Source organism: Brevundimonas sp. Root608 (genome assembly GCF_001427825.1).
Classification (GTDB): Bacteria; Pseudomonadota; Alphaproteobacteria; order Caulobacterales; family Caulobacteraceae; genus Brevundimonas.
In genome coordinates this window covers 850,166-862,281 of sequence record NZ_LMGT01000001.1, presented here as the reverse complement: position 1 = coordinate 862,281, position 12,116 = coordinate 850,166, and the positions used below count along the sequence as shown (strand labels likewise).

12 protein-coding genes and 1 tRNA gene are annotated in these 12,116 nt (G+C 70.0%); 9 read left to right on the top strand and 4 right to left on the bottom strand.

The window, feature by feature from the left end; all coding sequences use genetic code 11:
• Positions 1–43 precede the first annotated feature (43 nt).
• Complete coding sequence (locus tag ASD59_RS04080; protein ID WP_055828679.1) at positions 44–523, top strand: NUDIX domain-containing protein; 480 nt, start codon at positions 44–46, stop codon at positions 521–523.
• Between the two features lie 118 nt (positions 524–641).
• Positions 642–3,152, top strand: a complete 2,511-nt coding sequence (locus tag ASD59_RS04075; RefSeq protein WP_055828675.1) for a cation-translocating P-type ATPase — start codon at positions 642–644, stop codon at positions 3,150–3,152.
• An 18-nt stretch (positions 3,153–3,170) separates the two neighbouring features.
• Here ASD59_RS04075 and ASD59_RS04070 read toward each other — a convergent pair.
• The 4 genes from ASD59_RS04070 to ASD59_RS04055 form a co-directional block, all read right to left on the bottom strand.
• A tRNA-Leu gene (locus tag ASD59_RS04070) sits at positions 3,171–3,255 on the bottom strand.
• Positions 3,256–3,306: 51 nt separating this feature from the next.
• Positions 3,307–3,609: a hypothetical protein gene (locus tag ASD59_RS04065; protein WP_055828672.1), complete on the bottom strand. Its 303-nt coding sequence runs from the start codon at positions 3,607–3,609 to the stop codon at positions 3,307–3,309.
• 73 nt (positions 3,610–3,682) lie between these two features.
• Positions 3,683–5,110, bottom strand: coding sequence for a M20/M25/M40 family metallo-hydrolase (locus ASD59_RS04060; protein ID WP_055828669.1), 1,428 nt, complete (start codon positions 5,108–5,110; stop codon positions 3,683–3,685).
• A gap of 102 nt (positions 5,111–5,212) precedes the next feature.
• The gene (locus ASD59_RS04055) at positions 5,213–5,455 is read right to left on the bottom strand and encodes a DUF3297 family protein (protein WP_055828666.1); all 243 of its coding nucleotides are present in this window, start codon (positions 5,453–5,455) and stop codon (positions 5,213–5,215) included.
• 124 nt (positions 5,456–5,579) lie between these two features.
• On the opposite strand from ASD59_RS04055, the gene ASD59_RS04050 reads away from it, so the two are divergent.
• From ASD59_RS04050 to ASD59_RS04020, 7 genes are all read left to right on the top strand, one after another.
• Positions 5,580–6,458 carry an alpha/beta hydrolase family protein gene (locus ASD59_RS04050; RefSeq protein ID WP_055828663.1) on the top strand — a complete coding sequence of 293 codons (879 nt, stop codon included), beginning with the start codon at positions 5,580–5,582 and terminating at the stop codon, positions 6,456–6,458.
• Positions 6,459–6,495: 37 nt separating this feature from the next.
• Positions 6,496–7,347, top strand: a complete 852-nt coding sequence (locus ASD59_RS04045; RefSeq protein ID WP_055828659.1) for an aldo/keto reductase — start codon at positions 6,496–6,498, stop codon at positions 7,345–7,347.
• Positions 7,348–7,384: 37 nt separating this feature from the next.
• Positions 7,385–7,633, top strand: coding sequence for a helix-turn-helix domain-containing protein (locus ASD59_RS04040; RefSeq protein ID WP_055828656.1), 249 nt, complete (start codon positions 7,385–7,387; stop codon positions 7,631–7,633).
• A gap of 74 nt (positions 7,634–7,707) precedes the next feature.
• A complete protein-coding gene (locus ASD59_RS04035) occupies positions 7,708–9,237 on the top strand; it encodes a UbiD family decarboxylase (RefSeq protein WP_055828653.1) in 1,530 nt (509 codons plus the stop codon).
• Positions 9,238–9,354: 117 nt separating this feature from the next.
• The gene (locus tag ASD59_RS04030) at positions 9,355–9,699 is read left to right on the top strand and encodes a hypothetical protein (RefSeq protein WP_055828649.1); all 345 of its coding nucleotides are present in this window, start codon (positions 9,355–9,357) and stop codon (positions 9,697–9,699) included.
• A gap of 155 nt (positions 9,700–9,854) precedes the next feature.
• The gene (locus tag ASD59_RS04025; RefSeq protein ID WP_055828646.1) at positions 9,855–11,690 is read left to right on the top strand and encodes a M14 family metallopeptidase; all 1,836 of its coding nucleotides are present in this window, start codon (positions 9,855–9,857) and stop codon (positions 11,688–11,690) included.
• 3 nt (positions 11,691–11,693) lie between these two features.
• Positions 11,694–12,116, top strand: coding sequence for an MAPEG family protein (locus ASD59_RS04020; protein ID WP_156376916.1), 423 nt, complete (start codon positions 11,694–11,696; stop codon positions 12,114–12,116).

Here is a 12,116-nt window from a genome sequence, read left to right as displayed (position 1 = left end):
TACCCATAATCCGGTCACCACGCCTCGCAGGACGGAGCCGGCCATGCCCATCGACAGCGCGGGTCTTCTCATCCATCGGCCCGGGCCAGCGGGACCGGAGGTTCTGCTGGTGCATCCCGGCGGTCCCTGGTGGCGCGGCCGGGACGCCGCCGCCTGGTCGATCCCGAAGGGACTGCCCCATGCCGGAGAGACGCTCCCTGAGGCGGCGCTGCGCGAGTTCCGGGAGGAAACCGGACTGGAGCCCCCGCCCCCGCACGCCGCGCTGACCCCCGTACGCACCGGCGGAGGCAAGATCGTCCACTGCTGGCTGGCCGAGGGCGACCTCGACCTGCAAGGTTTTCGCAGCGGGTCGTTCGAGCTCGAGTGGCCTCCCCGGTCCGGGCGGCTCGTCGCCGTGCCGGAGGTCGACGCCGCGCGCTACTTTGGCGAGCCGGAGGCCCTGACGCGGATTCACCTGGGCCAGCGGGCCGTACTGCGGGAAGCCTTCGAGCGGCTGGGCGCGACACCTCCGACCCTGCCGTGAGAGGCGTCGAATTCGGTCCCCGGAGGGGCCGACTTGATCCGCGTCAAGGTCCCGCGGGCGGATACGCCCAAGCTGGGAGGATCACGCCCGCGCCTGGCCGGGCGCCAGTGGAATCGCCATGCCCCCGGAACCGTCCTTCCATGGACTCCACGCGGAAGAGGCGGCCCGGCGGCTGGCTGCGGAAGGGCCCAATCTGCTGTCGGCGGACCGGACCCGGCCCGTGGCGGCGATCGCCCTCTCGGCTCTGCGCGAGCCGATGTTCGTACTGCTCGCCGCCGCCTCGGGGCTCTATCTGGCGCTCGGCGATCGGACGGAGGGGCTGCTGCTGGCGGCGGCCGGCCTCGCCACCATTGCCCTGGTCGTGGCCCAGGAGGTCCGGAGCGAGGCCGCGCTCAGGGCGCTTCGCAGCCTCGCGGATCCCGTGGTCCGGGTGGTCCGCGCGGGCCGGACCCTGGCGATCCCGGCGCGGGAGGTGGTGCGCGGGGATATCGTGCTTCTGGCCGAAGGCCAGCGGGCCCCGGCCGACGGCGTGCTGATCGGACCGGAGGTCCTGCAGATCGACGAATCGGCGCTGACGGGCGAATCCGTCCCGGTCGTCCGCAGCGGCGCCGGCGGATCGTCGGACGGCGCCCTGTCAGACCGGGTCTTCGCCGGAACCCTCGTCGTCGCCGGGCAGGGCGTGCTTCGCGTCACAGCGACCGGCCCGCGCACCGCCCTGGGCGAGATCGGCGCCTCGCTGTCGACGATCGACAGGGACCGCACGCCCCTGCAGAAATCGACGGGCCGCATCGTCGTCTGGATCGGCGTCCTGGCGCTCGTCTTCGCCGTCGCCGTGGCCATGACCTACGGCCTGCTGCGGGGCCTTTGGATCGAAGGCGCCCTGGCCGGCATCACCATCGCCATCGCCCTGATCCCGGAAGAATTCCCGGTGGTCCTGTCGGTTTTTCTCTCCCTCGGCGCCTGGCGCCTGGCGCAGCATCGGGTGCTGGTGCGGCGCGCCGCCGCCATCGAAGCGCTGGGCGGGGCCACCCTGCTTTGCGTCGACAAGACCGGCACCCTGACCGAAAACCGCATGGCCGTGGTCGTTCTCTGGTCGCCGGAAGCCGAGGGGCCGCCCGAAGACGACGACCTGGCGCCGTCCCTGAGGGCGGTGCTGGACATGGCGGTTCTGGCCAGCAGTCCGCAACCGACCGATCCCATGGACATGGCCCTGACGGCGCTGGGGCCGCCGGCGACGGATCGGCCGGAACAGGTCTGGCCGCTGGCGCCGCATCGGCTGGCGGTGGTCCAGACCTGGCGTGAGGCCGGGCGGCTGCGCACCGCGGCCAAGGGCTCGCCGGAAGCGGTCTTCGCCCTCTGCCGGATGACGCCCCTCGAGACCGCATCGGCGCGGTCCGCGCTTGAGCGGCTGGCCTCCGACGGGCTGAGGGTCCTGGCCGTCGCCGAGGCGGTCCATGACGCCCCGGTCGCGGCCCCGGAGGCGCTCGTCTTCGCCTTCAGGGGTCTTGTCGGATTCCTCGACCCCGTCGCCCCGGACGTGCCGGCCGCGCTCCAGGACGCCCGGACGGCCGGCATCGGCGTGGCCATGATCACCGGAGACTATCCCGCGACGGCGTTGAAGATCGCCACCGACGCCGGGATCGACGTGTCAGGCGGCCTGATGACCGGCGCCGGGATCGCAGGGCTTGGCGACGCCGCCCTGGCGGAGCGGCTGCGCACCGTCCGGGTGTTCGCGCGGGTGCAACCCGGCCAGAAGCTGGCGCTTGTCCGCGCCTTCCAGGCCAACGGCTCGGTCGTGGCCATGACGGGCGACGGGGTCAACGACGCCCCGGCGCTGGAAGCCGCGGATATCGGCGTGGCCATGGGCGCGCGCGGCACCGACGTCGCCCGGGAGGCGGCGGACCTCGTTCTGCTCGACGACCGGTTCGGGTCCATCCTCGGCGCGGTGCGGCTGGGCCGCCGCATCTTCACCAACCTGCGCCGCGCTCTGGTCTACATAACCGCCATCCACGTGCCGATCGCCGGCCTGGCCCTGCTGCCGATCCTGCTTGGCGCGCCGCCCCTCCTGTTCCCGGTCCATGTGGTCCTGCTGGAGCTGGTGATCGACCCGGTCTGCTCCCTCGTCTTCGAGGCCGAGCCGAGCGAGCCGGACGCCATGCGACGGCCGCCGCGGGCCCGGACCGCGGGGCTCTTCGGGGTGCGCGAGATCCTCACCGGGCTGGCGCAGGGCGTTGTCATCCTCGCGGCGGTTCTCGCCCTCTACTTGGGCCTCCTGCCCGCCGCGGGCGAACCCGTCGCCCGGGCCGCGGCCTATGTCGCGCTCGCCGTCGGCAACCTGGCCCTGGCCATGGCGATCGGCGCTTCGGCGGGCGTGGGCCTGTTCGGTCCGCATCGCCGGCTCTTCTGGGGCATCTGCGCGGGCCTGGGCGCGATTCTGCTCGTCAGCCTCTACGCGCCGCCGGTCGCCGAGGTCTTCCGCTTCGGCGCGCCCTCCCTGCCGGTCCTGGCGCTGGCGCTGGGAACCGGTCTGCTGGCCGGCGGCTGGCGTGGCGTCGTCCGCGCGCTGCGGGCTTCGCGGTGGCTGGGGCGGGTCAAAACCGGTCGGGCGTCATCCGCGATCCAGACTTGATCGGGATCAGGGGCCGCGTGGTGCGAGCGGCGGGGATCGAACCCGCATGACCGAAGTCGAGGGATTTTAAGTCCCTTGCGTCTACCAGTTTCGCCACGCTCGCGGGCCGGAGCGTGATCTAGCAGCGCCCGCCGGCTTCGGCCATGCGCGCGGATCAGTAGCCGACGGTGGCCGAGGTGGTCATCAGGGCGCCGAGGCCGACCACCCAGAGGATGCAGATCATCAGGCCGATGCCCGAGGTCACCACGCCGCCCATCGCCATGTTCCGGCCCGTCGGCTTGCCGAGGGCGACCAGGCCGAGAACCAGCCCGACCGGGGCCAGGATCCACGAGATCAGGCCGATGACCGGGATCAGCCCGAACACGATCGACAATATGCCCAGCACCAGCGAGGCGACGCCCAGCCCGTTGCTCTGCGGCTGCAGCGGATACAGCCCGCCCTTGTCGTCGTCGCTCATGGTTCCCCCATCGGTTAGAGCCGGATTCGACCTAACGTCGCATGCGACCCGCCCCGGTCAAGCCGGAAACCGTTCAGTGCGCCGCGGCCGCCGCCGGCCGCATCGCCCGGAAGTCCACCTCCGAATCCGCGATCAGCCAGACCAGCGCGGCCCAGGCGGCGACGTTCTGGCTCATCTGCTTCGGATCGATCTTGTCGATCGTATCGTCGGCCGTGTGGTGCAGGTCGAAATAGCGGGTCCCGTCCTGGTTCAGGCCGAACACCGGCACGCCGGCCCCGGCCAGGGGCCCGATGTCGGCCCCGCCGTGCAGTTCGGGCTCGGCCGACGACAGGACGCCGAGCGGATACAGCACCCGGGCCGCCGCCCTGGCGAAGTCGCTGTTCTGCGCGCCGGGCGGCAGGCCGAGCGCATAGACCCGGTCGGCGCCGAAATCGCTCTCGCCGGCGATGATGTGTTTCTCCACCGCCGTCCCGATGCCGCGCAGATAGGCGCCGCCGCCGTTCCCGGTGTCGGTCGGCTGGGCCACCTCTTCCGAGCCGTAAAGGACCACGCGGACCGTGCGGGCCGGACGGCGGCCGCTGTCGCGGATGGCTCTGGCGGCCGCCAGGGTGATGGCCCCGCCGGCGCCGTCGTCGATGGCGCCCGTGCCGAGGTCCCAGCTGTCCATGTGCGAGCCCAGCACGATGATCTCCTCGGGCCGCGACCGCCCCGGGATGTCGCCGATGACGTTCTGGGACACGGTCTCATAGGTGTGCGCGGTCGAGGACAGGCGAACCCGCACCGTCTCGCCCATCCCGATCAGGCGCGAGACCTGGTCGGCGTCCGGCGCGCTGAGCGCGAAGCCCGGCAGCGGAACGCGGCCCTCGACATAGCGGGTCGTGCCCGTATGGGGCATGCGGTGCTCGTCCGAGCCCGCCGAACGCATGATGAAGGCGACCGCGCCCTTGGCGGCGGCGGCGGCCGGTCCCGCGCCCCGGACGCGGCTCAGCGGGCCGTAGCCCGCCCCGTTCTGCATCCGCACCATCTGGCCGGCGTCGACGAAGGCGATCTTGCCCGCCAGCGATCCGGCCGGGGCGGCGTTCAGGGCCTCGAGGCTGTCGAAGCGCACGACCTCGGCCTCGATCACCCCGTTGGTGCCGGGCGAATGGCCCAGGGCGGCTATGGCCAGACGTTGGGGATGGTCGCCCACGATGGAGGCGCTCTCCTCGCCGCGCTCCCAGCCGACCAGCGGGAACTGTTCGATGCGGACGTTCTGGAAGCCCTGCGCCCGCATGTAGCCGGCGGCCCAGGCGGAGGCGTCCTGTTCAGCCTTCGATCCCGCCGGCCGCGGTCCGAAGCGGGTGGTCAGCTGGGTGACGTAGTCGAGCGCGATGTTCTGGTTCAGCGCGGCGTCACGGACCGCTTCAGCCCGCTGGATGGTGGCGGCGTCCTGCGCGAAGGCCGGAGCGGCGAGCGTCAACGCGAACGCGCTGGCGGCGAGAAGGCGGGCGGACAGACGCATGACGGCTCCGGGACTCAGACGGGGGAGCCGGAACCTGGACCGTGCGAGGACAACGGACAAGCTGGACGGGCCAGAGTTTTCACCCTGCTGCCATAACCGGGCTTACTCGCCCTTGATGTACGGCTCGACCGGCCCCTGCAGCTTGACCGTCAGAGCCTTGCCGCGACGGTCGACGCGGTTGCCGACGGCCAGACGGACCCAGCCTTCCGAGACGCAGTATTCCTCGACATTGGTCTTGTCCTCGCCCTTGAAGCGGACGCCGATCCCCTTCTGCAGCAGTTCGCCGTCGTGGAAGGGGCTGTCGGGATCGACGGACAGGCGGTCGGGAAGGGCGGCGTCGGTCATGAGATCGCTCGGAAGGCGGAACAGTGGCGACGGCCTTTAGCCGACCGCGCGGGCCCTGTCCAAGACCCTTGACCTGACGCCGCGTCAATCGGCTAGGTTCGTTGCGAATAGCTACGGACCCCGAATGAGCGACCTCGTCATCCGCGACTTCATCGCCCCGGCCGCCGACGGCTATCCGCTGTCCATGCGTCTGGTCTCGGCGTCCGACCCGACCGTCGCCGTCATGGTCAGTTCGGGGACGGGCTTTCCCAAGGGATTCTACGACCGGTTCGCCCGCCGGCTGGCCGGGCGCGGCGCGGCGGTCCTGACCTATGACTTCCGCGGCATCGCCGGATCGCGACCCGACGATCTGGCCGGCATGGAAATGGACTATCCGGACTGGGGCCGCCTCGACATGCCCGCCGCACTCGACGCCCTGCTCAAGGCCGCGCCCGGCCTGACGGTCGTCCATGTCGGCCACAGCGTCGGCGGCCATTTCCTCGGCTTCATGCCCAACCAGCACCGTATCGCGCGCCACGCCTTCGTCTCGGTCGGCAGCGGCTTCTGGGGCCGCCACCATCGGGCCTACAACCCGCTGGAACTGACGTTCTGGCTGCTGTACGGCCCGTGGAGCCTGATGCGGCATGGCTATATCAAGGGCGGCGGCCTGTGGGCCGGGACCGATCTGCCGCGCGGCGTCTACACCACCTGGCGGCGCTGGTGCCTGAAGGAGCCCTATTTCCGCGACGAGCTGAAGGACCGGCTGCAGCCGCATCATTTCGACGCCGTGACCGCCCCGATCCGCTCGTGGATCTTCACCGACGACCCGATCGCGACCCCGGTCACCTCGCCTATCCTGCTCGACGTCTATCCCAACGCGCCGCGCGAGGTCGCCGTCCGCGCCCCGTCCGACTACGGGGCGGCGCGCATCGGCCACGAGGGGGCCTTCCGGAAGGGCATGGAGACTTTGTGGGACGAGATGTTCGACTGGCTGGTTGAACCGGACGCCCCGGCGCCTAGTTAGACGGCTCCCCCGCCCGCTTCCGGGCCCGGAGCCTTCCATGACCGACCAGCCCGTGATCACCGTCGACGGCCACGCCATTCCCCTGCTCGGCTTCGGAACCTGGAACCTGACGCCCGAGGACGCCCGGCGCATGGTCGCCGAGGCCCTCCGTATCGGTTATCGCCACCTCGACACGGCCTGGATCTACCATAATGAGGCGGCGGTCGGAGACGGCATCCGCGACGCCATCGAGGCCGGCCACATCGCCCGCGACGACATCTGGCTGACCACCAAGATCTGGGTGCAGCATTTCGACCGTGAGGGCCTGCTGAGGCAGGCCCGCGAATCCGCCGCCAGCCTCGGCTTCACGCCCGACCTACTGCTGCTGCACTGGCCGAAGACCGAGCCGTCATTCGCCGAAACCCTCGGAGCCCTGAACGAGGCGCAGGAGCAGGGCCTGACCCGGACCATCGGCCTGTCCAACTTCCCCTCGGCCGAGTTCCGCGAGGCGCAGACGCTGTCGAAGGCCAAACTGGTCACCAACCAGGTCGAATACCACCCTTACCTCAAGCTCTCGAAGCTCAAGGCCGCGGCGAAGGAACTGGGCTCCTCCATCACCGCCTGGTCGCCCCTGGCCCAGGGCAAGATCGCCGACGACCCCACCCTGATCGAGATCGGAAAGGCTCACGGCAAGTCGCCCGGTCAGGTGACCCTGCGCTGGCTGATCCAGCAGAACGTCATCGCCATTCCGCGCACCTCCAAGGTCAGCCGGGCCGAGGAGAGCTTCGACATCTTCGACTTCCAGCTCTCGTCCGAGGAGATGGACCGCATCCACGCCCTCGCGCGCCCCGACGGCCGTCTCGGCGACTGGATTGATCCCGCGTTCAAATGGGATGAAGAATGGGCCTGAAGCGCCGCGCAGAGTCGGCGCGCCAAGGGAGCGAACCATGGGCTCGGTGCTTGGGTTTCCCGGCGTCGATCCGCTTGATGCAGCGGTCGGCGCGAGGCTGAAACGGTGGCGCGAAGACCGGGGCCTGTCCATCGAGGACGTCGCGGCCCTGATCCACATGCCCGTAGAGAACGCCCGCCGCGCCGAGGCCGGCCGCGCACATCTGACCACCGCCCAGATCGGCGCCGCGACCAGCGCCCTGCACCTGCCGCTATGGGCGCTGGTGTCGGACACGCGGGCCTACTGAAAAGGCCGCACCCGCCATGGCGTGACACGACGCCCGCGCCCGCCTAATCCATGACGCTCGGACGGAGCGTTTCATTGGCCTACAAATCCCTGCGCGACTTCATGGCCATGCTTGAGGCCGAGGGCGAACTGGTTCGCGTGTCCGAGCCGGTCTCCACCCATCTCGAGATGACCGAGATCCAGACCCGGCTGCTGCGCAACGGCGGCCCGGCGGTCCTGTTCGAAAAGCCCGTCATGCCCGACGGCTCGATCAGCCCCATCCCCTGCCTCGCCAATCTGTTCGGCACGGTGAAGCGCGTGGCCATGGGCGTGACCATGGACAAGAAGACCCGCACCACCGCCGCCGAGCTGCGCGAGGTCGGCGAACTGCTGGCGTTCCTGCGCAACCCGACGCCGCCGCGCGGCCTGTCGGACGCCATGGAGATGCTGCCGCTGGCCCAGACGGTCATGTCGATGCGGCCGAAGGTGGTGAAGACCGCTCCCGTCCAGCAGGTCGTGCTCAAGGGCGACCAGATCGACCTGACCTCCCTGCCCGTCCAGGGCTGCTGGCCCGGCGAGCCCGCGCCCCTGATCACCTGGGGCCTCGTCGTCACCAAAGGCCCGTCGGAGGATCGCGAGGATGACTTCAACCTCGGCATCTACCGCATGCAGGTCCTGGGCAAGGACAAGGCGATCATGCGCTGGCTGGCCCATCGCGGCGGGGCCCAGCACTACGCCCGGCACAAGAAGGCGGGGAAGAAGGGCCCACTGCCCTGCGCCGTCGTGCTCGGGGCCGATCCCGGGACCATTCTGGCGGCGGTGACGCCCGTGCCGGACACCCTGTCGGAATACCAGTTCGCCGGCCTGCTGCGCGGGGCCAAGGCCGAGCTGGTCCCCTGCAAGACCATCCCGTTGATGGTCCCGGCCAACGCCGAGATCGTGCTGGAAGGCCATGTCCTGTTCGACGAGCACGCACCCGAGGGGCCCTACGGCGACCACACCGGCTATTACAACTCGGTCGAGACCTTCCCGGTCTTCCAGGTCACCGCCATCACCATGCGCCGCGACCCCATCTATCTGACCACCTTCACCGGCCGCCCGCCGGACGAGCCCTCGGTGCTGGGCGAGGCGCTGAACGAGGTCTTCATCCCCCTGCTGCGCCAGCAGTTCCCCGAGATCACCGACTTCTGGCTGCCGCCCGAGGGCTGCAGCTACCGCATCGCCGTGGTGTCGATGAAGAAGGCCTACCCCGGCCACGCCAAGCGGGTGATGCTGGGCGTCTGGAGCTATCTGCGCCAGTTCATGTACACCAAGTGGGTGATCGTCGTGGACGACGACATCGACGCCCGCGACTGGAAACAGGTCATGTGGGCCATCTCGACCAAGATGGACCCGGCGCGCGACATCACCCTGATCGAGAACACCCCGATCGACTACCTGGACTTCGCCAGTCCCGAGAGCGGCCTCGGCTCCAAGATCGGCCTCGACGCCACCGACAAATGGCCGCCCGAGACGAAGCGCGAATGGGGCGAGGAAATCCGCATGGAGGAGGCCGTCGTTTCGCGTGTGTCCGACATCTGGGACGCGCTCGGATTGCCGGGTGACGGAACGCCGATCTGGAAGTGATGCGCGGGAGCGACGCTGTCCGCGTCCCTTGGCGGATTGTGACCAAAAAACGCTTTCCAGATGACGAAACCGTAATCTAACGTGCCGGTCCGGCTTGTCTCCCATGGAACCGTCCCGATGAAATCTGTTCTCGTCCTCGCCGCCGCCATCGTCATGGCGATGCCCGCAGTGTCGGTCCCGACCGTCGCTGACGCCCAGGTGCTGACCGGCCGGGGCCGCGCCACCCCCATGCGCCGGGCTCGCCCCGCTCCGCCGCGCCTGACCGAGGCCGAGGAAGATCGTCTGTGGGACGCCCAGAGCGAAGTCGGGACCATCGACGACAGGGTCGCCGAACTTCAGGCCGCCGGCCAGGCCCAGGGCGGCCTGACCCCCGAGCAGCAGGCCCAGCTGAACGCCCACGCCGCGCGGCGCACGGAACTTCAGACCATAATCACCCGGCTGGAAGCCAAGCGCGACCGCTGAACCGCCTTCAGTCGCAACAGCGGGCCCAGAACCTCGGCCCGGCCACCAGCCGCAGCCATGAGCGGGCCGTTTAAGCGCAGGCTGATCGCGCCCGCACGTTCAAGCCCAACCTTGCGGACTTGCCTCGAACGAACGGACGGCGGATGAGGGGGGCCATGCGCTCCGCCCTGATCCTCGCCGCCTGCGCGGCCCTCGTGTCGAGTCCCGTCATGTCCCAGTCCGCGTCCCCGTCCGTCCCCAACGCCGCGCCGTGGGATCAGCCCTTCCTGCCGCCCGCGCCCGAATGGGACGGCGCCAGCCGAACCCTGCTGCGCGACGCCTCGGACCCCTGGGTCACAGCCTTCGAGATCGATCCCGCTCACGACTTCAGCCCGACCTATGCCGACACCCGGGCCTGGTTCGACCGGCTGGACGCCGCCTCTGACCTGATCCGCATCGAACAGTTCGGCGTCTCGCCCGAGGGCCGGCCGATCTACGCGGTCATCGCCTCAAAGGACGGCGCGGCCTTCGATCCGTCCAAACCCGTTCTGATGGCCCAGGCTGGCATCCACCCGGGCGAGATCGACGGCAAGGACGCGGGCATGATGCTGCTCCGCGACATCGCCTTCAACGGCAAGGACGAGTTGCTGGACCGGGTCAATCTGATCCTCATCCCCATCCTGTCGGTCGACGGCCACGAGCGCGCCTCGGCCTACAGCCGCCCCAACCAGCGCGGTCCCCGCATCCAGGGCTGGCGCAACACCGCGGCCAACCAGAACCTGAACCGCGACTATCTCAAGCTGGACCAGCCCGAGATGCGGGCGGTGCGCGGCCTGATCCTCAAATACCGGCCCGACCTCTACGTCGACATCCACGTCACCGACGGCATGGATTACCAGTACGACGTCACCTACGGCTTCAACGGCGAGAACGGGGCCTACTCCCGCTCGCCCGCCAGTTCGCACTGGCTGAACGACGTCTTCAAGCCCGTGATCAATGCGGGGCTGGAGGCCCGGGGCCATATCCCGGGCGAGCTGGTCTTCGGCGTCGACGACGCCAATCCGCGCGCGGGCCTGTCGGACGGCGGGCTCGGCGAGCGCTTCTCGAACGGCTGGGGGACCGCGGCCCACGTGCCGACCATCCTGATCGAGAACCACAGCCTGAAACCGTATGAGCAGCGAGTTCTGGGGACCTATGTCTTCCTCGAGGACGCCTTGCGCCTGCTCGCCCGCGACGGAAGCGCCCTGCGCGCCGCCATCACCGCCGACAGCGCCCTGCGCCCCGCCGCCATTCCGGCGAACTTCCAGGCCGAGACCACTCCGGCCTACACCCGAAGCTTCAAGGGCATCCGCTACGAGACGTATGACAGCCCCGCCTCGGGCCGCCGGGAAATCCGCTGGCTCGGCCAGGCCGATCCCGAGCCCTGGGCCCTGCCCTTCTTCGGTTCGAAGCCGACCCTGACCCTGGCGCGGCCTGAGGCCTACTGGGTGCCGTCGTATCGGTCCGACATCATCGAACGCCTGCGGATCCACGGCGTCCGCATGGAGACGCTCGACGCGCCGCGCACCGTATCGGTCGAGATGCTCAGCCTCGACGACCCCAAGGTCGCCGCCCGCCACAACGAGGGCCATGTGCAGGTCGCCGTCACTGCCGTGACGCCCCGCCGCCGCGACTGGACCTTCCCCGCCGGCTCGGTCCGCGTGCCGACCGACCAGCCGCTGGGCGACGTCGTCGTCCTGCTGCTGGAGCCCCAGTCGAGCGAGAGCTTCTTCGCCTGGGGCATGTTCCCCGAGGTGCTCAGCCGCGTCGAATACATCGAGGGCTACGCCATCGCCCCGCTGGCCGAGGCCATGATGGCCGCCGACCCCGCCCTGAAGGCCGCCTTCGAGGCCAAACTGGCCGCCGACCCGGCCTTCGCCGCCGACGGCGACGCGCGTCTGCAGTGGTTCTACGAGCGAACCCCGTTCTATGATGACCGCTACCGGCTCTATCCGGTGGGGCGCGAGACCTGATCCATGGACATCCTGACCGACATGACCCACGGCCAGGCCGCCGCTCTGTGGAGCGGCCTGATGATCCTGCTGATGGTGGTGCTCGGCGCTCGGGTCGCGGTGGCGCGACGAGGGAACAAGGTCGTGCTGGGTGACGGGGGCAACGCCGAGGTCCTGCTCGCCTCGCGGATTTTCGGCAACGCCGCTGAATACATCCCGGCGGGGATCGGCGCCCTCGCCGTCCTGGCCATGCTGGGGATGCCCGCCTACGTGCTGCATGGCCTTGGCGCAGCCCTGTTCCTCGGCCGTCTGGTTCACGCCGTTAGCCTGAGCGAAAAACGCCCGACCGCTGGCCGTGTCATCGGCATGGGCCTGACCTGGCTCTCACTGGGCCTCGCCGGCCTGATGCTCATCGTGCACGCCTTTGCCGGTCCCGCGCATGGCTGA